The sequence below is a fragment of the Candidatus Chloroploca mongolica genome, from assembly GCF_004762035.2.
Classification (GTDB): domain Bacteria; phylum Chloroflexota; class Chloroflexia; order Chloroflexales; family Chloroflexaceae; genus Chloroploca; species Chloroploca mongolica.
This window is the reverse complement of sequence record NZ_SIJK02000003.1, coordinates 38,989-63,705: the sequence shown is the minus strand read 5'-3', so window position 1 is coordinate 63,705 and position 24,717 is coordinate 38,989. Positions and strand designations below refer to the sequence as shown.

The 24,717-nt window shown below is 57.6% G+C and carries 24 protein-coding genes; 22 read left to right on the top strand and 2 right to left on the bottom strand.

What is annotated here, in order from left to right; all coding sequences use genetic code 11:
* Positions 1 to 12: 12 nt before the first annotated feature.
* On the top strand, positions 13 to 768 hold the full coding sequence (locus EYB53_RS02600) for an MBL fold metallo-hydrolase (RefSeq protein WP_135476433.1): 756 nt from the start codon (positions 13 to 15) through the stop codon (positions 766 to 768).
* Between the two features lie 93 nt (positions 769 to 861).
* Here the strand turns inward: EYB53_RS02600 and EYB53_RS02595 are convergent, their stop codons facing one another.
* Together EYB53_RS02595 and moaC are read right to left on the bottom strand one after the other, a co-directional pair.
* Entirely contained in the window at positions 862 to 1,164 is a 303-nt protein-coding gene (locus EYB53_RS02595) for a hypothetical protein (protein ID WP_205712562.1), read from the bottom strand.
* Between the two features lie 132 nt (positions 1,165 to 1,296).
* Positions 1,297 to 1,785 (bottom strand): cyclic pyranopterin monophosphate synthase MoaC, encoded by a 489-nt coding sequence (gene moaC, locus EYB53_RS02590; protein ID WP_135476431.1) that lies wholly within the window; start codon positions 1,783 to 1,785, stop codon positions 1,297 to 1,299.
* Positions 1,786 to 2,117: 332 nt separating this feature from the next.
* On the opposite strand from moaC, the gene mraZ reads away from it, so the two are divergent.
* The 21 genes from mraZ to EYB53_RS02485 all read left to right on the top strand — a co-directional run bounded on the left by mraZ (position 2,118) and on the right by EYB53_RS02485 (position 24,710).
* Positions 2,118 to 2,549, top strand: coding sequence for a division/cell wall cluster transcriptional repressor MraZ (gene mraZ / locus EYB53_RS02585; protein WP_135476429.1), 432 nt, complete (start codon positions 2,118 to 2,120; stop codon positions 2,547 to 2,549).
* Positions 2,550 to 2,647: 98 nt separating this feature from the next.
* On the top strand, positions 2,648 to 3,523 hold the full coding sequence (gene rsmH, locus EYB53_RS02580; protein ID WP_135476634.1) for a 16S rRNA (cytosine(1402)-N(4))-methyltransferase RsmH: 876 nt from the start codon (positions 2,648 to 2,650) through the stop codon (positions 3,521 to 3,523).
* 40 nt (positions 3,524 to 3,563) lie between these two features.
* Entirely contained in the window at positions 3,564 to 3,974 is a 411-nt protein-coding gene (locus tag EYB53_RS02575; RefSeq protein ID WP_205712561.1) for a hypothetical protein, read from the top strand.
* A gap of 25 nt (positions 3,975 to 3,999) precedes the next feature.
* The gene (locus tag EYB53_RS02570) at positions 4,000 to 5,817 is read left to right on the top strand and encodes a peptidoglycan D,D-transpeptidase FtsI family protein (RefSeq protein ID WP_135476427.1); all 1,818 of its coding nucleotides are present in this window, start codon (positions 4,000 to 4,002) and stop codon (positions 5,815 to 5,817) included.
* A 78-nt stretch (positions 5,818 to 5,895) separates the two neighbouring features.
* Positions 5,896 to 7,419, top strand: a complete 1,524-nt coding sequence (locus tag EYB53_RS02565) for a UDP-N-acetylmuramoyl-tripeptide--D-alanyl-D-alanine ligase (RefSeq protein ID WP_307726691.1) — start codon at positions 5,896 to 5,898, stop codon at positions 7,417 to 7,419.
* 3 nt (positions 7,420 to 7,422) lie between these two features.
* The gene (gene mraY / locus EYB53_RS02560) at positions 7,423 to 8,523 is read left to right on the top strand and encodes a phospho-N-acetylmuramoyl-pentapeptide-transferase (protein WP_135476425.1); all 1,101 of its coding nucleotides are present in this window, start codon (positions 7,423 to 7,425) and stop codon (positions 8,521 to 8,523) included.
* A gap of 1 nt (position 8,524) precedes the next feature.
* Complete coding sequence (gene murD / locus EYB53_RS02555; protein WP_167857226.1) at positions 8,525 to 10,057, top strand: UDP-N-acetylmuramoyl-L-alanine--D-glutamate ligase; 1,533 nt, start codon at positions 8,525 to 8,527, stop codon at positions 10,055 to 10,057.
* Positions 10,058 to 10,090: 33 nt separating this feature from the next.
* Positions 10,091 to 10,891, top strand: coding sequence for a rhomboid family intramembrane serine protease (locus EYB53_RS02550; RefSeq protein WP_135476423.1), 801 nt, complete (start codon positions 10,091 to 10,093; stop codon positions 10,889 to 10,891).
* Between the two features lie 31 nt (positions 10,892 to 10,922).
* Positions 10,923 to 12,185 carry a putative lipid II flippase FtsW gene (gene ftsW, locus EYB53_RS02545; RefSeq protein WP_135476421.1) on the top strand — a complete coding sequence of 421 codons (1,263 nt, stop codon included), beginning with the start codon at positions 10,923 to 10,925 and terminating at the stop codon, positions 12,183 to 12,185.
* A complete protein-coding gene (locus EYB53_RS02540; protein WP_167857231.1) occupies positions 12,082 to 13,284 on the top strand; it encodes a UDP-N-acetylglucosamine--N-acetylmuramyl-(pentapeptide) pyrophosphoryl-undecaprenol N-acetylglucosamine transferase in 1,203 nt (400 codons plus the stop codon). Before ftsW ends, EYB53_RS02540 begins: the two co-directional genes overlap by 104 nt.
* The gene (locus EYB53_RS02535) at positions 13,284 to 14,009 is read left to right on the top strand and encodes a hypothetical protein (RefSeq protein WP_135476418.1); all 726 of its coding nucleotides are present in this window, start codon (positions 13,284 to 13,286) and stop codon (positions 14,007 to 14,009) included. The genes EYB53_RS02540 and EYB53_RS02535 overlap by 1 nt, the downstream gene beginning before the upstream one ends.
* A 3-nt stretch (positions 14,010 to 14,012) precedes the next feature.
* Positions 14,013 to 15,431 carry a UDP-N-acetylmuramate--L-alanine ligase gene (gene murC, locus EYB53_RS02530; protein ID WP_135476416.1) on the top strand — a complete coding sequence of 473 codons (1,419 nt, stop codon included), beginning with the start codon at positions 14,013 to 14,015 and terminating at the stop codon, positions 15,429 to 15,431.
* A 15-nt stretch (positions 15,432 to 15,446) separates the two neighbouring features.
* Positions 15,447 to 16,385: a UDP-N-acetylmuramate dehydrogenase gene (gene murB, locus EYB53_RS02525; RefSeq protein ID WP_135476414.1), complete on the top strand. Its 939-nt coding sequence runs from the start codon at positions 15,447 to 15,449 to the stop codon at positions 16,383 to 16,385.
* A complete protein-coding gene (locus tag EYB53_RS02520; protein ID WP_135476412.1) occupies positions 16,382 to 17,491 on the top strand; it encodes a D-alanine--D-alanine ligase family protein in 1,110 nt (369 codons plus the stop codon). Before murB ends, EYB53_RS02520 begins: the two co-directional genes overlap by 4 nt.
* 5 nt (positions 17,492 to 17,496) lie before the next feature.
* Entirely contained in the window at positions 17,497 to 18,324 is an 828-nt protein-coding gene (locus tag EYB53_RS02515; RefSeq protein WP_135476410.1) for a cell division protein FtsQ/DivIB, read from the top strand.
* 121 nt (positions 18,325 to 18,445) lie between these two features.
* Positions 18,446 to 19,696, top strand: a complete 1,251-nt coding sequence (ftsA, locus tag EYB53_RS02510) for a cell division protein FtsA (RefSeq protein WP_135476408.1) — start codon at positions 18,446 to 18,448, stop codon at positions 19,694 to 19,696.
* Positions 19,697 to 19,722: 26 nt separating this feature from the next.
* Entirely contained in the window at positions 19,723 to 20,889 is a 1,167-nt protein-coding gene (gene ftsZ, locus EYB53_RS02505; RefSeq protein ID WP_097650446.1) for a cell division protein FtsZ, read from the top strand.
* Positions 20,890 to 21,704: 815 nt separating this feature from the next.
* Positions 21,705 to 22,850 (top strand): tRNA 2-thiouridine(34) synthase MnmA, encoded by a 1,146-nt coding sequence (gene mnmA / locus EYB53_RS02500; protein WP_135476407.1) that lies wholly within the window; start codon positions 21,705 to 21,707, stop codon positions 22,848 to 22,850.
* Positions 22,847 to 23,104 (top strand): hypothetical protein, encoded by a 258-nt coding sequence (locus tag EYB53_RS02495; RefSeq protein WP_097652483.1) that lies wholly within the window; start codon positions 22,847 to 22,849, stop codon positions 23,102 to 23,104. The genes mnmA and EYB53_RS02495 overlap by 4 nt, the downstream gene beginning before the upstream one ends.
* A 95-nt stretch (positions 23,105 to 23,199) precedes the next feature.
* Entirely contained in the window at positions 23,200 to 23,700 is a 501-nt protein-coding gene (locus EYB53_RS02490) for a hypothetical protein (protein WP_135476405.1), read from the top strand.
* An 86-nt stretch (positions 23,701 to 23,786) separates the two neighbouring features.
* Positions 23,787 to 24,710, top strand: a complete 924-nt coding sequence (locus EYB53_RS02485) for a DUF1385 domain-containing protein (protein ID WP_135476403.1) — start codon at positions 23,787 to 23,789, stop codon at positions 24,708 to 24,710.
* Positions 24,711 to 24,717 lie beyond the last annotated feature (7 nt).

Here is a 24,717-nt window from a genome sequence, read left to right as displayed (position 1 = left end):
GAGGGATGCGCTATGGCAACCATGATTTTATTGGGAACCGGCACCGGGTTGCCCGATGTGGATCGGGGCAATACGCATATGGTATGGGATGGACCAGGAGGCCCCCTCCTCATTGATGCAGGTGGAAGCACATACGAGCGATTGTTGCGAGCCGGGATTGATCCGCAGAAGTTAGCCGGGATTGTGTTGACCCATAGCCATTGTGACCATATCAACGGGTTACCCGGGCTGGTCTTTAGTATGCGCCTAGCAGGACGGGAAGACCCGCTACCAATCTATGGTCTCGATGCAACACTGGCAATCGTACAAGCGACGATGGGGGCGATGCAGGTCGAATACCATGTGCCACTCGAGTGGCAAAAGTTGCCGCCAGGCAGTCGTCTTGCGCTTGATGAGGGCTGGCACCTACTGACCGCACCGGCCAGACATAGCCGCCCGTGCCTTGCCCTGCGCTTTGAACAGAGCGCAACCGGGCAAGCGCTGGTCTATTCGGCAGATACCGAACCGAGCCCTGAAGTGCAGGAACTTGCCAGCGGAGCAACGGTGCTTATCCATGAAGCGACCACAGCTGAGCCGTTTGAAGGACACAGCTCACCCAAGCAAGCCGGAGCAGTAGCGGCGGAGGCGGGGGTAAAGCGCCTGGTTCTGGTTCACTATAGCCCACGCTGGACGATGGCTGAAGAGCAAGCCCTAGCGGCGATACGGGCGGGTGGGTTTTTGGGACAGGCAGAGATCGGGCGTGACGGGCAACGGATCGAGGTGAGTTAGCGCCGCAGCACGCCTACGTTACATCCAGGCTGCTTCTTTAACGCGGAGGCGCGGAGAGAAGCAATAACGATATTTCAGATGAGCGGTCGCGGATCACTTTTTGCGGCGCGAGGCCGGTGCAGGTTTGAGCGGCGCCGTTTCGGGAGAGGGGAGCGCAGCGGCGGTCTGCTCGTCGAGCCCAACCCAGTAGGTATGGCGACGGACATTGGTAGCACTACGCACCTCAACGCCCTGGAGTTCAGTCACTTCAGCTTCATTGACGAGCACCAGGGTTGGTTGAACCCCACGGAAACGATGACCATACGCGGCAATAGCCGCCTCGATCTTCTGGGTAACAGTGATCTTGGGGTTATCATCATACCAGACGAGAAAGGGCGGGCTTTGCACATTCATCATCACAGACCTTTGTAGCCAGACAAGTTGCGACGCACGAGCGCCTTGCCCGACACTAACAGTTACGTAGAAACCTCTGCTTGTCGCTTGAGTATAACAGAACATTTGTACAATGTCAACAAGAAGACTGTAGGCTTATTCAAGCACCATCTCGCCACTGCGTCCACCGCGTTTTTCGAGCAGGCGGACATCAGTAATGCGCATGGTGCGATCAACCGCTTTGCACATATCATAGATCGTAAGGGCCGCGACACTCACGGCGGTCAGGGCCTCGATCTCGACCCCAGTCTGACCCGTTGTGCGTACCGTTGCCTGAATATCGAGGGCGGGCGCATCAACGAGGGGTTCGATCGTGATATGAACGTGGGTGAGCAAGAGCGTATGGCACAGCGGAATCAACTCGGGGACACGTTTGGCTGCCATAATGCCCGCGATGCGAGCAGTGGCGAGCACATCGCCTTTGGGCATCCCACCCTGCAGAAGCAAGGCCAGCGTGGCTGGTTGCATAACCACACGGCCAGCAGCGATCGCCTCACGTGGCGTTACCTCTTTTGCCCCTACATCCACCATATGCGCACGGCCTTGCTGATCAAGATGGGTTAAAGCAGGCGCTTCTTCGCTCATATGTGTTACTTTCTGTCATAATCGCTAGACACCGTGAAAAATCGTCACCCTATTGTACACATTCTCTTCACTTTTGTGCTATTTACCACGCACTGTAGTAGACTTTTTACGGCGGCTATGCTATGCTAGGCATAAAAGAGGCCAGCACAAAAAGCGTGCTGTCGATCATAATCTAGCCCAGATTGCGGCAAAATCACGCATATCTCTGCTTGAAATGAAGGAGGGACTGGTATATAATGCCTAAGAACTAGCAAAAAGTGGGGCAAAGTGGGGCAAAGTGGGGAATATGAACGAAAGTTCTCTTTTCTCTTACTATGCATATGGAGGATCCGGTGTTCCTTGGAGAGTTCGAGCATGTTATCGACGACAAGGGCCGTGTCGCCATTCCAGCCCGCTTTCGTGAAGCGCTCGGCGAGCGTTTTGTGTTGACTCGCGGCTTCGAGCTATGCCTTCAGGCCTTCCCGCTTACGATGTGGGAACAACTAGCAACCAAAGTTGATCAGTTACCACTCGGCAGTCCTCAGGCGCGTAACATGCGGCGCATCCTCTTCGCACCAGCCGCAGAAGTAGAACTTGATCGTCAGGGACGTATCGTCATTCCTCAGGGGTTACGCGAGTATGCAGGCCTAGCCGAAGAGGTTCTGATCACAGGCATGAATACCTATTTTGAAGTCTGGTCACGGACACAATGGCAAACCTTGCAAGAAGAGTTACAAGGCAGTGGCAGTTCGATTGCTGAACAGATGGCTGAACTTGGGATCTAACCAGTTGAAGGGTATCGTGGGCCTCGTTGAGCGCCAACGACGAAGCGAGGGTGGGAGGAATTGTGCATGTTGCCGTGTTACCCCAGGAAGTTCAGAGCATGCTGGCCCCAGGGCCGGGCAGTCGCTTCATTGATTGTACCCTGGGGGCCGGAGGGCACGCGCTCGCCTTGCTTACGGCAAGCCAACCAGATGGGCGCTTGCTGGGCCTTGATGCTGACCCGGTAGCCCTTGCGAGGGCGCACGAACGCCTGGTTGCAGGGGGGATAGCGACGGATCAGTTTCATCTATGCCACGGCCATTTTCGTGACCTGACCACCTTGGCTGAAGCAACTCAACTAATAGATGTTGATGGCATTCTCCTCGATCTCGGGGTCTCGTCATACCAACTTGATACACCGGAACGAGGTTTTAGTTTTCGTGCTGACGGCCCGCTCGATATGCGCCTCGATCCAACCCGAGGACCAACCGCAGCCGACCTGATCGCCGAACTGAGTGAACAGCAACTGGCTGATCTTATCTATCGTTATGGTGAAGAGCGCGGCTCGCGCCGCATTGCACGTCTCATTGTCGAACGCCGTCGGCACACCCCTATCACGACCACCGCCGCACTGGCCGACCTGGTCACCCAGGCTATTGGACGAGGAGGGCGTGACCGCATCCACCCGGCAACGCGCACCTTTCAGGCGTTACGGATCGCGGTTAACGACGAACTTGAGCAACTCGCAAGCGTATTACCCCAGGCGGTAGCGTTGCTCCGCTCGGGAGGGCGTCTGGCAGTAATCAGTTTTCATTCGTTAGAAGATCGCATTGTCAAGCAATTTTTTCGTGATGAATCAGGCTATGGCGGCAGTATGAATGAACGAACACCCCATCTACGCATCATCACCCGCAAGCCAATCGTTGCTGGCCCCGACGAACGTGACGTGAATCCGCGTGCGCGTAGTGCAAAATTGCGGGTTGCCGAGAAACTATAGGTCGGGTCGAAGTTGACTCTGTGCTGAAGGGAACGCCACAATGGCTATCAATTCTCAACGCATCTCGCTCATCGAAGGGGCTCGCGCACGACGGATGGCGCTGCCTCGCTACCTACGCATTGATGGGAGCCGTTACCTGCTAGGGCTGGTGCTTATTTTGAGCCTGATGAGCCTCATTGTCCTTGTCCAGACCGGGGTTGTCGCAACCAAGGGATACGCCCTCGCGAGTCTCGAAGGCGAGAAAGTGATCTTGCTGCGCGAGCGAAGCCTCTTGCAAGAGCGCCAGGCGCGTGCGCAGTCACTGGATCGGATTCGTCGTCGCGCCGAGCAGCTTGGAATGCAGCCAGTTACCGCTGATCAGGTACGCTATGTTGATCTGATGATCAAGCCAGCGACCGTTCCGATAGCGCCGGAACCTTCTGGCGCTACGACGGAAGAGCGCCAACCGTGAGCATTGAGGAGAACAAGCGCTAGCTATGGCAACCCGCACGACAACTCGTCTTGGCACACGCCCCCCGGCGTCAGCCGCACCCAGTAGGGTGCGGCTCCCGCGCTGGCGAATTAATTTTTTGCTGCTCTTTGCGGTCATCCTCGTTGGACGCATCTTTTTGCGTCTCGGCGAATTGCAGGTCGTGCGCCATGAAGAATTGAGCATGAAAGCGCGTGGCGAGATCGAGCAAGAGATTGCCCTGTTGCCCACCCGCGGCCTGATTACTGATCATGCTGGCAATGTACTGGCGATGGATGTTGAACGCGAGAGTCTCTGGGTTGTACCAGCGCACATCAATCAAGAACGTGCGCCCCGCCTGGCGCTCACGCTGTCGGCGCTGATTGGCAAAGATTCCCAGAGCATCCTCGCGGCCCTTGGTGATACCCGCTTCTACTGGCTCCCCATTGCCCGCTGGCTTGAACCGGAGGTAGCAGCCCAGATTGAGGCGCTGAGCGAGCCGGGGCTGCGGCTGATCCACGAGCCGCGGCGCATCTATCCGCAAAATTCCTTTGCAGCGCAGCTTATTGGGGCTGTCAACCATAATGGTGATGGTATCAGTGGAATCGAGGGCTTCTTCGATCGTCAACTCGAAGGGGTCGCAGGCTTTGTTGAAGGCGAATTTGGCCCCGGCCAGCAGTTGATCGTGATTGCCGAGAGCCGCACCGTCTCGCCCCGCAATGGGATCAATATCCAGACCACGATTGACCCGTTGATTCAATATGTGATCGAAAATGAACTCAAACAGGCGGTGGAACGCCACAACGCCGATGGTGGCTCGATCATTGTGATGGATCCACGTACCGGAGCGATTCGGGGTATGGCCTCGTGGCCACCCTTTGATCCCAATCGGTATACCGAGTATCCCGAAGAGGTCTATGCCCGCAACCCGGCGATCAGCAACCTCTACGAGCCAGGGAGTACGTTCAAGATGGTGACGGTGGCCGCCGGATTGCAGAGTCGTTCATTCACCGCAGATACGCTGGTGAATGATACCGGCGTGATCTTTCGGCATGATCAGATGCTGCGGAATTGGAATGCCGGGGCAAATGGCATGCTCGACTCGGCTGGCGTGATCTATTACTCGAGCAATGTTGGTGCCATCCAACTCAACGAGTTGATGGGGCCTGAAAACTTCTATCGCAGCCTTGATGCGTTTGGGTTTGGCCGGGCAACGGGCGTTGAACTCGGCGGCGAAGAAGTTGGGATTGTGCATGGGCCGGGCAGCCCATTTTATAATGATCTCTCATTTTTGATCAATTCGTACGGTCAGAGCATTTCAGTCACACCACTCCAGATGGTGCAGGCGGCAGCGGCGATCGCCAATGATGGCGTGATGATGAAGCCATATATTATTGAAAAAACATGCGACTACGAAGGTGAGAACTGTAGTGAAACTCAGCCGGTCGTAGCCGGCGAGCCGGTTGAACCCGGTGTGGCGTGGACCGTACGGCGCATGATGGTCAAGTCGGCCAATCACTATGCCCCGGTTGTCTGGGGACCACGGATTGGGAACTGGTCAGATCAGTGGCTCGTCCCGGGCTATGAGATCGGGGCCAAGACGGGAACGTCCAGCATTCCGCTGCCCGGTGGCGGGTATGATCCCAGCTATACGATTGGCTCGGTGCTTGGGTTTGCACCCGCCGAGGATGCACATTTTGCCGTCCTGGTCAAAATTGACCGGCCCAAAGACGATATCTGGGGTGTGGGGACGGCGATTCCGGTCTTCTACAACGTCATGAAAGAATTGCTGCAATACGAACGCATCCCACCCGATCCGGCGCTCTTTAGCCCTGGGCAGCGCTAGTTGCCATGGCGCTATCAGCTACCTATCATTGCACGCAGGGATGAGCTATGCTCAGAACGAAAGAGGGAGGTGCTATAATTGCCCGCAGTAGCCCTGAGCAAACGGGGAATTCTGGAGGGCATCGTGTTGCAATTAGAAGATGTACTGTATGGTGTGCAGCCAGCGTGGTCACGGAGCATGCCACACCTGCCAGACCAATGGCAGAGTCTCGTGCTCGGCAATGTGGTCACCGACTCACGCGAGGTAGGGCCGGGAGAGCTCTTTCTGGCGCTGAGTGGCGAACGTACCGACGGACATAACTATCTGGTCGATGTGATGAAACGCGGCGCACGCGGGGCACTCGTCACGCGGGCGGCGGTTGAAGCTCGGAGCGAACACTTACGCACAAGCGAGCGTCCCTGGGTCGTGGTTGATCCAGCATCAGGGGCCACGCTCACCGAAGCTCCACCCGATGCGTGTCTGTTCATCGCCGTAGACGACCCGCTGATGGCGATCCAGCGGCTGGCCGTCTACCATCGTAGAAAGTTCACGCCCACCGTTGTTGGTATCACCGGGAGCGTGGGCAAGACTTCGACAAAAGAAGTCACGGCGGCCGTTCTGGCTCGCCAATTCCGAACCTTAAAAAGTCAACGTAGTTTTAATAGCGAGGCAACGCTCCCGACGACCCTACTTCAGTTGACCGCAGATCACGAGGTTGCGGTGCTGGAGATGGGGATGTGGGCGCCGGGTGAGATTCGGTTTCTGGCCGAACTGGCCCGGCCCCACGTCGGGATTGTCACCAATGTGGGGCCATCGCACCTTGAACGCCTGGGAAGTATCGAGGCAATTGCCCACGCAAAAGCCGAGTTGCCCGAGGCTTTGCCTGCCGATGGATGGTGTCTGCTCAATATTGATGATCCACGGGTAGCCACAATGGCCGGGCGAACCGCAGCGCGGGTTTTCCGGTTTGGCTTTGACCCTGAGGCTGATCTGCGTGCTACTCAGGTGGAGAGTTTTGGCCTTGCTGGCCTTGGCTTTGTTGCCACAACCGCCAGTGATGCAGTACAAATACGTCTGCCCTTGCTCGGCAAACATAACGTGTATACGGCCCTGGCAGCCATCAGTACAGGACTCGTTCTTGGTATGGAGTGGCCGGCCATCATTGCGGGCTTGCAAGCTTCGGGCAGCCAGAGTCGCGTGAGCATCATCAAGACACGCCATGAAGTAACGCTCATTGATGATGCCTACAACGCAGCGCCAGCTTCAACATGTGCCGCCCTTGCCTTGCTGGCCGAAGCCCCAGGGCGTCGAATTGCCGTGCTTGGTGATATGCTCGAACTGGGGAGCGTTGAGCAAGCCAGCCACCACGAGGTTGGTCGACAAGCGGCTGAGATCGTCACCACCCTAGTTGCAGTTGGGCCACGTGCGCACTGGTACGCCGAAGGAGCAAGAGACGCTGGCATGGCAACCAATCAGATCCATTGCTGCGCAACCAATGCCGAAGCGGTTGCCCTGCTCACCGCAAGCTTGCACGCTGGCGATTATGTCTTGATCAAAGGATCGCGCGGTATGGAGATGGAGCAGATCGTTGCAGCACTACAACGTCATCTGGAGGAGGAATAAACCTTGGATGTCCTACGCGCGGTTCTCGTGCAAGATATGGCCCGGGCCTTGTTGCTGGCAGCCGCAGCCTTTGTGCTGACCCTGTTTGTTGGGGCCTGGTGGGTACGTTTTGCACGCCGCCATAAACTTGGCAAACAGATCCGTCTTGATGGCCCGCAGAGCCATTTGACGAAGATGGGCACCCCGACGATGGGTGGGGTGATGATTGTGGGTACGGTGGTCGTCTTGACCGCCCTGGTCAATGTGGTGGATCGCTGGTCAATCTTGCTGCCCCTGGCGGTACTCGTGAGTTTTGCGGTGCTGGGAGGCGTTGATGACTGGATGACGCTGACTGGCTCGAAGTCAAAAACCTATGGCTTTACCGTGCGCTACAAGTTCTGGCTCATGATCCTGGTAGCATTGGTCGCAAGCCTCGCCCTCTATCTGCCGCCACCATTTGGCCTCGATCACGAGGGCCTGGTGCAGATACCGTTTGTTGGGCAACGCGATATCGGGCTTTTTTTCATTCCGATTGCGACCCTGATCATCGTGGGCACAGCCAATGCGGTGAACTTGACCGATGGGCTCGATAGTCTGGCTGGTTGGAATCTGACGCTCGCCTTTGCAGCGTATGGGGTGATGACCTTCCTGGCCGAGCCGCAGTTGATCAATCTGATGGGCTTTTGTTTTACCCTGGTTGGGGCGTGTGCAGCCTTCCTCTGGTTTAATGCGCATCCCGCGCAGGTCTTTATGGGCGATCTCGGATCGCTTGCCCTCGGGGCAACCCTAGCTGTGGTGGCCTTGCAATCGCAGCAGTGGTTGTTGCTACCGGTCGTCGGCATTGTGTTCGTCGTTGAAGCCCTTTCGGTCATTATTCAAACCGGTTATTTCAAGTGGACAAAGTGGCGCTTTGGCGAAGGCCGTCGCGTCTTCCGCATGGCTCCGCTGCATCACCATTTTGAATTGCTCGGATGGAGCCAGGTGCAGGTAACGCAGCGTTTTGTGCTCATTGGCACCGTTGCGGCCATGGTGGGCATTTCGCTCGCCTTGATCTTCACCGCTCCAAGTACGCCCATCCGCGCCGATTTGCCCCCAGCTTCGCAGGTTGTTGAAGGTCAACCATAGTATGCAATGGTCAGATAAACATGTGCTAGTGATGGGGTTGGGGATTCACGGTGGCGGGCTTGGCGTGGCACGCTGGTTGCTTGCCCAGGGTGCGCAAGTTACTGTGACCGATCTCGCCGAACGCGAGCTGCTCGCTAGCTCGCTTGAGGCCCTTGATGCGGCAGCCTCAGCGCTAGGAACCAGCGTCCACTATACGCTTGGCCGTCACGAAGAGGCCGATCTAGCGGCGGCGGATCTAGTGGTTGTCAATCCGGCGGTACGGCCTGATTCACCATGGCTCGCTCGCGCTGCCGAACTTGGGGTGCCGGTCGAGACCGAGATGACCATCTTTTTGCGTACCTACGGCGGGCCAGTGCTGGGCGTTACCGGCACCAAAGGCAAGACGACCACGGCACTGATGTTGGCCGCTATGCTCCGCGAACGCTACCCTGCCACCCTTGCGGCAGGCAATCTGCGGGTCTCGGCCCTGGAAGCGCTGGAGCACCTGCCCAAAGGCACGCCGGTCGTGCTCGAATTGTCGAGTTTCCAACTCGAGCGCATGGGGGCGGTCGGGCTGAGTCCCCAATATAGCCTGCTCACCAATTTCTCGGGCGATCACCTCAACTGGCATGGCACTCTTGAGGCGTACGCAGCGGCGAAGCGTCAGATCTACTGGCACCAGCACGCTGATGGGGCCGTCGTCTTGAATGGGGCCGATGACGGTTCGGTAGACTACTATACGCTCTTTGATGAACAGGGCGCACGGCGCGGTGGTCAGGCCATCTGGGTTGGGGCCGGGCCACACTGGTCACGCGTACGCAGTCATTACCCGCAACCATCTGTTCGTGACGTCTCAACCCGCGTTGAACTACGGCACGAGGAAGTGATCTGGTATGATGCCGGGGGCAGAAGTGGTTCGGCCACCCCGGTTGAGGGCGAGGTTCTCTTCCGGCGCTCCGATCTACGGGTACCGGGCTGGCACAATCTCGCCAATGCAATGCAGGCAGCGGCCCTGGCTCGCGCCTTTGGCCTCGATAGCGCCGCCATTCAGCACGCCCTCCAGCATTTTACTGGTGTTGAACATCGCCTCGAACTGGTACGTGAGCTTGATGGCATACATTATGTCAATGACACCACCGCAACCAATCCGGCGGCAACCATTGCGGCCCTGGAGGCGTTGACAACGCCGCTGGTACTGATTGCAGGTGGTGCCGACAAAGCACTGGAGTTTACCAGCCTGGGGGCAGCGATTGCGCACCGGGTCAAGGCGCTGATCTTGCTCGAAGGGACAGCGACCACACGGCTCGCTGGGACCGTCGCCCTCCACCGTCGCGACCTCCCCGTTGTCGGCCCGTTCCTCGATCTCGGCATGGCGCTAAGCAGAGCACGCGAACTTGCCGAACCAGGTGATACGGTGCTTCTTTCGCCGGGATGTGCGAGTTTTGGCATGTTTCGGAACGAATTCCACCGGGGCGACATGTTTCGTCAGCACGTCGCCGCTCTGATGTCACAGCAAGAAGCTGATCCGCCCGAGCAGACCCGAGCAGACACATAATTACCTATGAAACTTGAGCACGACAGGAACGGCATGATTGACAGGATTGGCCTGTACCGGTTGCACAACGACCCTTTACCCTCGTCACCTCCCGATGAGTCATCAGGTCAGACGACAGGCATAGGATCAGGTGAACGCCCCAGAGTGATTGCAGTCTGGATTATTCTGGCAGCGATTATTGTTATCTATATCCTGAGTAGTCTGTTGAGTGGCAGCCTATTTCAACCGAGTTTACGGGCGCTCTTGGTTCTCGGGGCCAAAGAGAATAGCTTGATTGACCAGGGCCAGTACTGGCGTCTCTTGACCGCGACCTTTCTCCATGGCAACCTTGTCCATATCTTTTTCAACAGCTTCGCCCTCTATGCCCTCGGGCCCGAGAGTGAGCGCATCTATGGCACAGCGCGCTTTCTCGCACTCTATTTCATTGCTGGCATCGGAGGAAGCGTCGCCTCGTACCTGATGTCACCCGTGCCATCGGTCGGAGCAAGTGGGGCTATCTTTGGGTTGATCGGGGGACTTGGGATCTTCTTCTATCTCAACCGTCAGATTCTGGGAGCCTGGGGGCGAGCACAGGTGCAGAGTATGGCGGCCATTGCCGGCATCAACCTCGTGATTGGCTTTTCGGCACCCGGTGTGATTGACAACTGGGGCCACCTGGGAGGCCTGATGGCTGGCCTTGCCGTCGGGTTTGCCCTCGCACCACGTCTGACGGTCAATCAGACCTGGTTTCCACCAACGCTTGTGCGTCATTTTGAAAGCTGGGGCTGGGGCATGGCCGTTGCCGTCTTTGCCGTCTTGAGTGCCCTGGCAGTCGTCCTTCCCGGAGCTAGTTAAATCCAGGGGAGGTTTGAGAAAGGAAAAGCGCGTGACCGATCGCAGCACAAAGCCGGACTATGTCCTCCTGGCGACTGTCGGCTCGCTGGTAGCCTTCGGTCTCGTGATGGTCTATAGTGCCAGTTTCATCGAGGCGTTTGTCCTCCACAAAAACCAGTATTTCTACCTCTTACGACAACTAGTCGGAGCGGTCATTGGCACGGTGGGCTTGCTCATCGTGATGCGGATCGACTATAAAGTCTGGCGGAAATACTCGGTTCACATCATGGGGATCTGCCTGCTTTTGCTCTTCCTGGTGCTGATTTTGCCAGCTTCGATGACCGAAGTCAACGGGTCACGTTCGTGGATCCGCTTTGGCGAAGGCGGGGTCTTCGGTCTCTTTAGCATTCAGCCAGCCGAACTCGCGAAACTCGCCATCATCATCTACTTTGCCGACTGGCTCTCACGACGGGGCGAGCATGTCGGCAACGTCACCTACGGTCTCATCCCATTCAGTGTTATGCTCGGGCTTGTCTGTGGCCTTGTGATCCTGCAACCTGACCTGGGAACGGCTGTCATTCTGGTGCTCATCGGAGGGGCAGTCTATTTTGCCGCTGGGGCCAATCTATGGCACCTGGGGGGGGCCATCGGAACAGCAGCGCTGGCCTTCTGGATGCTGGTGGGAGTGATGGGCATACGCAACTACCGCATTCTGGCCTATCTGGATCCGTGGAAATACTACGACACGTTTGGGTTTCAGCCGATCCACGCGATGTATGCGCTGGGCAACGGCGGCATCTTTGGGCTCGGCCTGGGGCAGGGGCGACAGAAGTTTCAGTGGTTGCCCCAGGCACACACCGATACAATTTTTGCCATCATCGGCGAAGAACTGGGCCTGATTGGCACCACGGCCATTTTGATCGCCTTTGCGATGATTGCGTACCGGGGTTATCGCATTGCAGGGCGTGCCCCTGATCCATTTGCCGCCCTGGTAGCCGTAGGCATTACCAGTTGGATCGTTATTCAAGCGATGGTCAACCTTGGCGTAACCACATCGCTCTTGCCCTTTACCGGATTGACCTTACCGTTTCTTTCGTATGGCAGTACGTCTCTCTACACGACCATGGTCGGCGTGGGCATTTTGCTCAACATTTCCAAACACATGGTTGCAGGACAGGCTCAGGAGAGTAGTGATGGCCCGTTCACCCGCCGTGGCTCCGCCTTTCGCTTCCTCGACCATCTTACTGTGTGGCGGGGGAACGGGCGGGCACGTGTATCCGGCGCTAGCAGTAGCCGCAGCGCTCGACGACGTTAAAAGAACCGTCAGCCTTGGGCAAGCCCCTGTCTCGCTCGTCTATGTGGGAAGCGAAGGTGGTATGGAGGAGCGCATTGTCGCACGGGAAAGTCAATTGCCGTTTCGGGCCTTGCCCGCCGCAGCGCTACGCGGGCGCAACCCCGTGGCGCTGATGCGCGGGTTAGCCACAATGGTAGCAGGCACCCGCATGGCCCGGCGCTTGCTCACCTCGCTTCAGCCACGTGCGATCCTAGGGACAGGCGGGTATGTCTGTGTACCGCTCTTTCTGGCTGCACGCAGCAAGGGGGTACCAACAATGATTTACCTGCCCGATGTCGTACCTGGTCTGGCGGTAAAGATGCTGTCACGTATCGCGACACTCACCGCCGTCAACGTCGAAGATGCCCTACCGCGGCTTGGGTTAGAGCGCAACTCGGCACGCGCACTCGTGACGGGATACCCTGTCCGCAGCGAATTATTTGGGCAAGATCGGCCCACCTGCGTCAGCCGCTTTGCACTTGATCCAGCGCTGCCCATCGTGCTAGTCTATGGAGGAAGCCGCGGCGCACGGAGCATCAACCGGGCGATTGCAGCACTCTTGCGAGCACTGCTCGAACGGTGCCAACTGATCCATGTATGCGGGCGCGAAGGAGATGAAGTATGGCTGAAAGAGGCTGCCTCAGCCTTGCCTCAAACCCTACAGGCCCGCTACCGCCTCTACCCGTATCTCGAAGCAAAGACCGATAGCACATCCGAACCATCAATGACCGCCGCCTTTGGCGTGGCTGACTTGAGCATCTGTCGGAGTGGAGCCTCGACCCTGGCTGAACTGCCCGCAGCAGCCCTGCCAGCCGTGCTTGTGCCGTATCCGTACGTGCATCAGGATGAGAATGCTGATTACCTGGTGGAACGTGGCGCGGCAGTCAAAGTGGCTGATGCAGCCTTGCTGGGGTCGCATCAACCAGAAGAGGGGCCCCTCTTTGCTGCGGTCACCCGACTGCTAGACAATCCACTTGAACGTCAACGTATGGCCGAGCAGAGTCGGGCCCTGGCTCGACCAGATGCGGCACGCCACCTGGCTGAAGCAGTGCTCAGCCTGGCCGCAAGGAGTGGTAGCTGATGAGTAACGCGACGGCTGCACACCCGCTCTTGTTTGAAATTCCGCTGCTCCCTCTCGCGCAGGAGAGCTTTCAGGTCGATCTGGATAGTGCGCGGCTCCTGTTGATCCTGCTGGCCCTGGGGGGTTACTGGGGGTTTCAACAGGGCTTTCGGAATATGATTACGATCACCCTGTGGACGATTATTGCCTATCTCACGACGGTGCAGGGTGGTAATATTGTGGTTGAAATTCTTAACCGTTTCTGGGTCAACGGGCCGCGACTCGCCGCTTTTGCCCTAGGACGTCCGGTCAATGAGGTTCCGGCCCTAGATCCGCTGATCGCGACCGATTTTCAGGTTCCCCTCTTTTTTCGCATGGTGATGTTTGCGGTGCTTGTCTTGCTCGGGTTTTTCTTTGATCGCTCGGCAAGCTGGCGCGGAGCACCAGCACCAAAAGAGCCGCTGGCCAAGCCACTCGGGTTCTTTGCCGGGGTGCTTGTGCTGCAACTGTGGACTAACGCGGTGGTTGTGTTCTGGGAAACCTTTCGCGAGCAGGGAGGGACGTTGGGTGAACCATTGGCCCAGGTGCTCAATACGTTACCAAATGTCAGCAACTTTTTGACTTCGTTGATTGTCATCTTTTTTCTGGTACTCATGGTGTTGATTGTCTTCAATTTCCCGAAAGTCTGGAAGGGCGATGCGGGCGGCGGCGGTGGTGGCGGTGGTGGTGGCGGCGGGAAGAAATAGCATATGCATTATCATCTGGTAGGAATTGCGGGCACAGGCTTCAGTGCACTTGCCAATCTATTGCTCGATCAGGGTCACACGGTGAGTGGCTCGGATCGCGTTGCCAATCGTCAGACAGCGGCGCTGATCGAACGAGGCGCGACGATCTACCTGGGCCACAGCCCGGCGTATGTGCAAGGGGCCGATGCGCTTGTGGCAACCGCAGCCGTGACGGCTGACCATTGTGAGCTTGAGGCGGCACGGGCAGCGGGCGTGCCTGTGTTGAGCCGGGCGGACCTGTGGCGCGACTGGTCGGCCCAACGACGGGTGATCGCCATCGCCGGGACGCACGGCAAAACAACGACCAGTGCCATGGTCGCCGTAGCCCTCAGAGCCGCCGGGGTGCCAGCAGGGTATCTGATCGGGGCGGAAGTGCCTGAGCTTGGCGGCAATGCAGCGTGGGGCGACCCTGAAACCCCTCTGGTGATCGAAGCCGATGAGTATGCCCAGGTGTTTCTTGCGCTGAGCCCGGACGTGGCCGTGATCACGAATGTCGAATGGGATCACCCCGACTGTTACCCAGATGCCTCCGTCTATCACGAGACTTTTGCCCAGTTTGCGGCGGCGGTCGCCAAACCGCAGCGCGTCATTCTCTGTGGTGATGATCAGGGGGCGATGAGCCTCGGGTTGCACGAAGCCGCACTGTATGGCATCGAAGAACGGCTCGCGACTGATCCAGTCTCGTGTCGCCTGGCCCCCTTTGATTGGACGGCAAGCGGAGTACAGACGAATAAAGGTGGGGGCGTCACGTTTGATCTCTGGCGCTACGACCGACGCCGGATGGCCCAGCGACGCCTCGGCACGCAGAACTTGCGCCTTTCGGGGCTGCATAATGTTCGCAATGCCCTGGCTGCGCTGGCGGTCGTTGCGATGCTCGAGGGCGATCTGGCAGCAGCATCGGCTGCGCTCGCGAACTTTGGGGGTGCGCTACGCCGGTTTGAGCAGAAGGGTGAAGCGTGCGGTGTGCTGGTGATTGATGATTATGCCCATCATCCCACGGCTGTGCAAGCCACGCTGTCAACGGCTCGTGCTGCCTATCCGGGGCGGCGCCTGATTGCCTATCTTCAGCCGCACACCTTTAGCCGCACGACAGCGCTGAGCAATGTATGGACAACAGCATGTGCAGCAGCTGATATCGTCCTGGTGGGCGATGTCTATGCGGCACGTGAAGAAGGTGATGCGACCGCTGCGTCACAAGAACTGGCAGCACGGATGGCCGCAACCGGCCTTGATGTGCATCCGGTCGGTTCACTCGAACAGGCCCTCGACCACCTCGGTGCGCTGGTACAGGCTGGCGATCTGGTTGTGACAATGGGTGCTGGTGATAGTTCGCTTCTCGGTGTACGCCTGCTCGAAAGGTTACGCTGCCAGGAAGCTGATTAGGGGAAAATGGGAACCATGCAGGTACCGTCGGGCGTACGTGAAGCTGAACCAATGCAACGTCACACTTCGTGGCGTACGGGTGGGATTGCCCGTTTTTATGCCGAGCCAACCAGTATGCACGAGGCCCAGGCCCTGGCAGACTGGGCACGTGAGATGGAGATGCCGCTGATCTGGATCGGACGCGGCACCAATCTGCTTGTCCGCGAGACGGGCTTTCCCGGGTTGATCGCGGCCTATCGTGGTCAGGCCTGGGAGCTTGAGGAAAAGCCTGATGACGATCTCGTTCATCTGCGGATCGAGGCCGGGGCGACGATGACGAGCCTGGTACGCCGCGTTGCCGCGATGGGTCTGGCCGGGCTCGAATGGGCTGAAGGCTTACCTGGCACCGTGGGGGGGGCCGTGATTGGCAATGCCGGGTGTTATGGTGGCGATATGGCCGGAAGTCTGGTCAGCGTGGAAGTGCTCGGCGAAGCGCTTGAGGTCTGGACAGTTGAACGGATGGGCTACGGCTACCGAACGAGTGTCTTGAAGCGCGGCGAGGCGGCAGTCGAAGCAGCAAGGCACACCCAGGCCGAACAGAGTTCACGTGAGTGGTGGCCGCAGCCTCCGCTGGTGGTGGCCGCAACGTTTCGCCTCTTGCGGAGTGATCCGGCTTCACTGCATAGCCGCATGGCCGCCATCGCGATGCAGCGCAAGGCACGCACGCCAGCGGGCAGTTCGTGTGGCAGTGTCTTCAAGAACCCGCCTGGCGAGAGTGCCGGTCGCCTGATTGAACAGGTCGGACTGAAAGGCTTTATGCTTGGGGGGGCCATTGTCAGCCCGCTGCACGCCAACTATATCATCAACACCGGCCAAGCGACTGCGACCGACATTCTCAACCTGATTCGCCATGTACAACAAGAGGTTGAACAACAGACCGGGATCACGCTCGAACTGGAGGTACGGATCATATGAAGAAGCGACAAACTATAGCCGTCCTCTTTGGCGGTCAGAGTGGCGAGCATGAAGTGTCACTGGTCTCGGCCCATGCCGTGATGAAAGCGCTCGACCCGGAAAAATACGACGTCTTGCCCATTGGCATCCGCAAAGACGGGCGCTGGCTTTCCGGGCCAGGGGTGCTCGCCGCGCTGGTCGCGGAAGCTAATCCCATTATGTTACCGACGAGTTTTACCAATGCGCAAGCAAGCGAGGTGACGCCAGGGCCGGTTGCGCACTTGACCTCAATGATCCCTGATAGCGGGATGCCAAGTGTTGCGCGCCTCTTGCCACCAGGGATTGATGTGGTCTTTCCGGTCTTACACGGACCAAAAGGCGAAGACGGCACCATTCAGGGCTTGCTGGAACTAGCGGCCTTGCCCTATGTCGGTTGTGGCGTGGCCGCTAGTGCCGTCGGGATGGATAAAGCCCTAATGAAAGCCGCGTTTGCCGCGGCTGACTTGCCTTTGCTGCCCTGGTTACTGGTACGGCGGCGTGACTTCGAATGTGCGCCGAGCGAAGTCTGTGAGCGCATTGAAGCCGCGCTGCACTATCCGGTCTTTGTCAAACCAGCCAATATGGGCAGTAGTGTCGGGGTGAGCAAAGCAACGAACCGGGCAAGTCTACGGGCGGCGCTGGCCGAAGCAGGTCGCTATGACCGGCGCATTGTGGTGGAACAAGGCATTGCCGCCCGCGAAATCGAGGTGAGCATCCTTGGCAACGAAGACCCGCTTGCCAGCACGCCAGGTGAAATTGTCCCTTCAGGCGAGTGGTACGACTACGAGGCCAAATACATTGATGATGCGTCTAAAACGTATATCCCGGCCCCCATCGACCATGCCCAGACGGCACGGGTTCAAGAACTGGCCATCAAAGCCTTTCAGGCGCTTGATGGAGCGGGGTTGGCGCGGGTCGACTTCTTGCTCGACAAGCAGAGCGGCGCATTGTGGTTGAACGAAGTCAATACGATGCCAGGTTTTACCCCCATCAGTATGTACGCCAAAATGTGGTCGGCGGACGGACTGGCATATGCAACCTTGCTTGACCGGCTGATTGAACTGGCGTTAAGCCGGACAAAGGAGTAGCCTTTATGTCGCGAGAGATGGCAACCCGACGTCGTCGCCCCGCTCAACCGGTGCCAGGCCAGCAGGCTACACCGGGGCCGTGGCGTTCGTTACTCACCTGGGTAACAAGCGGGCGCATCGTGGGACTGCTGCTCTTCGTGGCTGCGACCGGGGGGCTCGGGTATGTCTTTACCGATGCCAGGTTCAGCGTGCAACAGATCAAGGTTGACGGCTACCAGGCACTTGATGCAGCAACGATTGCCGAACTGGCGGGCATTCGTGGGCATTCGATCTGGTTTGTTGACCAGCAGGGTGCCCTGGCCCGCCTCAAAGAGAATGCCTATATCGCCTCGGCCTCACTGACGATAGCGCTCCCTGATCAAGCAACGATCCAGATCATCGAACGCCGCCCGGAAGTGCGCTGGCAAGCAGGAGGTATCCAATATCTGGTTGATGCGAGTGGCAAAGTGCTTGATGCTGCGCAGGAACCGGCAGAAAACGACGTTCTTGTCATCATTGACACATCGCATACACAACTGAGCCCGAATGAACATCTCGATCTTGATGCCATTCAACTGGCCCAGGTGCTGGCCCTCCGGCTGCCGATTGAACTAAGCTTCACCCCGGCGCAGATCGGTTGGGATTATGGGTTGGGGGTATATGTACGCACCACCATTGGACAAACCATTGTCTTTGGGCCAAGCGAAGACCTTGAGCGCAAGCTAGCGATCCTGACGTTGCTCCTCAATGAACAGACCGAATTTACCTATCTTGATCTCCGTCCTGCAACACCATTTTACCAGTACCGCCCCGAGATGCTCCAAGCACCAGCAACGGGCGAACCAGAGCCATAGCACAAGTGAAACAGTCAGTCCCTGAGCGCATGTATGAAACGAAACGTTCGATTGGAAGGAAGCTACAACACCCTTTTTGCTGGTTGTTTGCGAGCCAACGAGCGAAAAGACAGAGGCATCTATGCAGCGAACCATTGTCGGAATTGATGTCGGCACAACCAAAGTCTGTACCATTGTGGCCCAAGTAGCCGATGGCGGGCGTCTGAATATTCTGGGTGTTGGCGTAATGCCCAGCAAGGGTCTCGACAAGGGTGTGGTGGTCAACATTGACGATGCCGTCAACGCGATTACGGCCAGTGTCGAGAAAGCCGAGCGCCTGAGTGGCTATCGGATTGGGACGGCTTTTGTGGGAGTCAGTGGACGGCATATTTCATCCCTCAACAGCCGGGGCGTCGTAGCCGTGCAACGCCCCGATCATGAAATCACCCGCAACGATGTCGCACGGGCTGTTGAATCAGCCCAGGCGGTCGCGATCCCAACCCAGCGCGAGATTATTCATGTCATTCCGCGGGCGTATGTGCTGGATGGACACGAAGGGATTCGTGACCCGATCGGGATGAGTGGCTTCCGCCTTGAAGTGGAAACGCATATCGTTACCGGCGAAATGATGGCAATCCAAAATCTGATCAAGAGTGTCCAGCGAACCGGGGTTGAAATAGATGATCTCGTTTTACAGCCGCTGGCCTCGGGCGAAGCAGTGCTGAGCGATGAAGACAAAGATCGCGGCGTCATGCTCGTTGACATTGGAGGAGGAACAACTGATGTTGCCATCTTTGTACAGGGCGGGGTCTGGCATACCAGTGTCATCTCAGTTGGGGGCAATCATTTCACCAACGACCTGACCTATGTCTTGCACACGCCGCACAATACGGCCGAATACCTGAAGTTGCGCTATGGCAGTGCCATTGCCGGTGAACCACCCGCAGCGGGTGATGAACAGGATCAGATCGAGATCGAGACCTTGACGGTCGGTGAGCAGCAGAAAATTAGCCGCCACTTGCTCAATCAAATTCTTCAGGCGCGAGCCGAGCAGGTGGTGGAGTTGATATATAACGAGATCCGGCGGAGCGGCTATGAAGGGATGTTGCCAGCAGGGATTGTCCTGACCGGGGGAGCCGCCCAACTGGGCCAATTTGATGAGTTGATGCGCGAAATGCTGGGCATGCCCGTCCGCATCGGAACACCGACCGACCTCAGCGGACTCGCCGACTCACTCGACAGCCCCTCATATGCCACCGGGGTGGGTCTGCTACGCTGGGGCGCACGTCATGGACTGGGGATGTTGGGTCCAACCCATCGCTCAGAAGAGCGCCAGGGATGGGGCAATGTCTACGAGCGCTTCAAGGGTTGGATGCGGGAATTTCTACCATAAAACATGCAATAATGGGGAGGGGAGCTATGGTTGATCGTAACAGTGGGGGCTTTAGCTACGAGGATTTTGCCCAGATCAAGGTCGTGGGCGTCGGTGGTGGTGGTTCGAATGCAATTGATCGGATGATTGCCGACGGCGTGCAAGGGGTTGAGTTCATGACGGTCAACACCGACGTCCAGGCGTTGATGCACTCGCTCGCCCCCGTGCGGATTCGGATTGGCGACAAATTGACCAGGGGGCTCGGTAGTGGTGGCAACCCAGTCATCGGGCAGAAAGCTGCGGAAGAGAACCAGGAAGATGTCTACGAGCAACTCAAAGGGGCCGATATGGTCTTTGTTGCCGCAGGCATGGGCGGCGGCACAGGGACGGGCGCATCGCCGATTATTGCGGGCATTGCCCACGATCTAGGGGCGCTGACGGTCGGGGTGGTGACGCGGCCGTTTACCTTTGAGGGCAACCACCGGCGGAAGATCGGTGAAGCAGGGATTGACCAGTTGCGTCCAGTGGTTGACACGTTGATTGTCATCCCCAACGACCGCCTGTTGCAGACCGCGAGCAAGAATACCACCTTTACGCAGGCGTTCCAGATGGCCGACAATGTGCTGCGCCAGGGTATTCAGGGCATCAGTGACTTGATCACCCAGCGTGGGTTGATCAACGTCGACTTTGCCGACGTCAAGACCATTATGGCGCAGCAGGGTTCAGCGCTGATGGCAATGGGCTTTGGCAAAGGTGATAGCCGCATGATTGATGCCGTCAATATGGCGATTGCCAGCCCGCTGCTTGAAGTCAGCATTGATGGGGCCAAAGGTGTGCTCTTCAACGTCACCGGTGGCGAAGATCTGGGCATTCTCGAGGTCTACGAAGCCGCCGACATTGTCGCCAAGCAAGTTGATCCCGATGCCAATATCATTGTTGGTGCCGTCATCGATCCAGCCTACTCACCTGGCGAAGTGAAAGTCACGCTGATTGCAACCGGCTTTGATCTGAGCAAACCCAACGTGCAGCGTACTCGTTCGTACCCTGGGGCCACAACGAATCCGAATGCAGCCCAACAGCAGCCACAGCAGCGCCCAACCCAGCCGGCCCCGGCCCAACAACAGCCACAACAGCCGCGGGTGGCCCCCAACTTCACGAATAGTGAAGACCTGGACATCCCGCCCTTCCTGCGCAACCGCAACCGCAATCGCTAATCCTCCCGATTCCTCCCCAGAGCGTTATCTGGCAGCCCTCGGCTGCCAGATAACGCTCACACCAGAGCCAACTCTCTGGCTCTGGTATGAGCAATGCCTGAGCCTGAAAAACGTAGGGCGCTTGCAGCTTGCATTCGTGCACCCCACCATGTCTGAGGATCACCCCCATCCGCTCATACCGTCGGCGTAAACGCCTCGGCTTACCGCGTGGGAAGCCGGTCTTCACCGGCTCGATCAGGCCACGCAGGTGGCCTTTGCAAGCCAGAAGCTGAGCCGTTCACGGCGACGGAAGAAGATGCGTTTGCCCTATGCGGCGACAGGATTATATTGACAAATGTTTGACCTGAGGATACAATTGCGCACTACACCATTATAGATAGTACTGTATTATTGACCCGTTACATATAATAAAATTGCCTTTCAAACCCTGTCTGTATCTATATGTTCTATAGCTGGTCAGCCTTGTTTGCTGGAGTTGTTCAATGAAGCCACGGCGCTGGTATAGTGGGCCTGAAGTGCATCCAGACCTGTTTTTTTCATGCTGTCATTGGGTTCTACCACAAGAGTACTGGAAAGCGGCTGCGCAGACGCAAACGCGACAAGGTTCGATTATCAAGCAACCTTCACTTGTGCGCCAAAACGTCAGGTTAGAACGGCGTATCGTCAAGGAGCGCGTAGCGACACCGTCTCAGGCACGCCGTATCAATGCGGCTTGAGTGATCATAAACAGTATTGCAGGTAGTTTTGGACGGCTTTGCCGTCCAAAACTACCTGCAATACCTTTCTCATCGGGCAAGATTTGCTATAATACACGTATGGCAAAGATTATGGTTGCGATGAGTGGCGGCGTTGATAGCTCCCTGACTGCAGCGTTGCTCCACGAACAGGGCCACGAGATCGTCGGGGTCACGATGCATCTCTGGGACGATGACGATGAACGCATGGCCGAGAGTCTCTGTTGTTCCCAGGAGATGACCGAGAGTGCGCGGCGAGTCTGTGCTCAGCTTGGCGTGCCCTATTATGTCTTTAACTATCAGCGTGAATTTCGACGTCACGTGATTGATTATTTCGTGCAAGCGTACACTCAGGGGTATACACCAAATCCGTGTCTCGAGTGTAACCGCGAGATCAAGTTCCGGGCATTGCTTGATCGTGCGCAGACCCTTGGTTTTACGTATGTGGCGACGGGCCACTATGCACGGCGAGTTGAGGAACAGCTTCCCGATGGGAGTGTACGCTATACGCTTGCGCGAGCGGTTGATCGTGATAAAGATCAGTCGTATATGGTCTATATGCTTGGGCAGCGCGATCTGGCGCACCTCTTCTTTCCGCTCGGTGAGTTGAGCAAAACCGAGGTTCGTGCAATGGCGGCAGCACGCGGCCTGGCGAGTGCCGACCGCCCCGAGAGCCAGGATATCTGTTTTGTGCCCAATGGGGATTATCGCAATTTGTTGCGCGACGAGGTTCCCGAGCAACTGACCCCAGGACCAATTGTGGATCTGATGGGGCGGGAAATAGGGCAACATCAGGGTTTACCCCTCTATACCATTGGGCAACGGCGCGGCCTGGGACTGGGAGGCGGGCAGTTGCTCTATGTGGTCGAACTGGATGTCGCCCGTAATGCGCTGGTCGTAGGCCCACCTGAAGCGATCCTGCGGGATCGGTTTCTGGTGGATCGGCTCAATTTTGTCACTGATGTGCCCCCACCCTCCCCATTTACCTGTCATGTACAGGTACGAGCGCATGCCGAACCGGCCCCGGCTGAAGTTACCCTGCTTGGCGATGGACGGATGGAGGTATGGTTACAGGCCCCCGTGAAGGCGATCACCCCTGGACAGGCAGCCGTCTGTTATGATGGCGACCGGATCATTGGCGGGGGCCGCATTGTACGTACGGTGAAGGAGCCCCACCCCGAACGTCAGGCAGAGCCCGACGACAACCAGGCAGTGAGTCTGGTATGACGGGATGGGCACCGGCAACCCTGCTGATCCTGTTGCTCGCCACGGCCTGCGCAGGTCTGGCGCATGTTTTGCTGGGGAAACGCTGGCGTCAGTTGCCAGTCTTCTGGTTGACCGCCTGTGTCGGATGTTTGCTTGCCTATGGCCTCGGATGGCGCTTCCCACTGGATCTGCCTGCTCCGGCAGGCGTGCCTGTACTTGAAGCGGTGCTGTTGGCATGGATCTTGCTAATAGTTGTTTCGCGTCTGAGGGTGTGATATAATCCGCACCATTGCCGTCCCTGAACACCGCATTGGAAAGCCGCCATAAAGATCCAGGCGTCCTGTTACGTCGCTGATAGCGGAGGAGCGCTGTGTTAAAGTGGGTAGGAATTGGCTTCGGAACGATACTGCTTGCGTTGATCGCGCTGATTGTTGGTCTGGCCCTGGCACCAGTAGAGGTTCGCCAGTCATTCCGTGATATTTTCATTGTGTTGCTTGGCCTGTTCACCCTGGTCGGCGTCATCTTGATGATTGCGGTGCTGCTCGGTTTGCTCTATATCCTCAACCGGATCGACCGTCTTGCCCGCGGTACGCTCGTGCCAAAAGTTGATGAGTCGATCGTCAAACTCAATGAAGTGCTTGATAGTACCCGCACGCTGGCGAATAATGTCCGCGACTCTTCGGCAACCGTGACGGGATCCACAACTTTCGTGGCTGAACGCGTGGTTTCACCCGTGATTCGCATTGCCAGTCTTGCCACGGGTGTCCGTGCGGCGGCAACTACCCTGGCACGGCGTGGTGCGCCTGAGAGCATCGCCGAGCAGGTGGCGGCCCAGCAGAATGGTGACCTCAATGGCACACAGGGTGGATAGAGCCGGAAGACGACGATGGTGGCGATGAAGCAGCACGGCGGATACCCTAGCAGCGCGTGTGAGTGTAGGATTGTGGTACGTGGATCATGAGCGATAAGACATTTTCATATGGCGGTCAGGCGGTGCTCGAAGGCGTCATGATGCGCGGACGGCGTCTCGCCAGTGTGGCCGTGCGGCGTCCCGATGGCAGTCTGGCGCTCAAGCATATCCCCTTGCCACCATCCGCTCGCGCAGCCTGGATGCATTGGCCGATTATCCGTGGGTTGGTGGGACTCCGGAGTGCCTTTCTCGTTGGGAAAGAGGCGCTCGATTTCTCGGCAGCCGTGACGAGCGAAGAGCACGAAGAAGATCTATCGCCGGTGGTGCAATGGATCATCTTGGTGGTGGCGCTCACGGTGGGCATTGGGCTCTTTGTTGTCGGGCCATCGCTTATTGCGAATTATGCAGCCCAACGTGGCGCACCAGTTCTGGTACGTGAGATCATCGAAGGGCTGATCAATCTGACGCTCGTCATTCTGTACATTTATGCCATCAGTCGGCTCTCCGATATTCAACGTGTGTTTGGCTATCATGGGGCTGAACATAAGGTTATCAATGCATACGAAGCCGGCGTGCCACTCACGGTAGAGGCAGTGCGCCCGTTTAGTCGGATCCATCCTCGCTGTGGGACAAGTTTCCTGGTGATTGCCGCCATCATCGGGTTTGTAATCTTCCTTGCCGTCAGTGGATTACCACTGTTGCCACGCATCGGGGCACGGATTGTGCTCATTCCCCTGGTTGCAGCAGTCGCGTTCGAAGTGATGCGTTTTGCGGCTGCACACTACCATCGGCCCTGGGTAAGCCGCCTGCTTATGCCAGCCCTCTCGACGCAATACCTGACCACACGCGAACCTGATGATGCGATGCTTGCCACCGCGATTGCAGCCCTTTTGCCAGTTCTGGCTGCCGATGGGGCACCCGTCAATGAGACGCTCGAAACCGAACAACCACTGGCCCAGGTGGTATATTGAACCCATG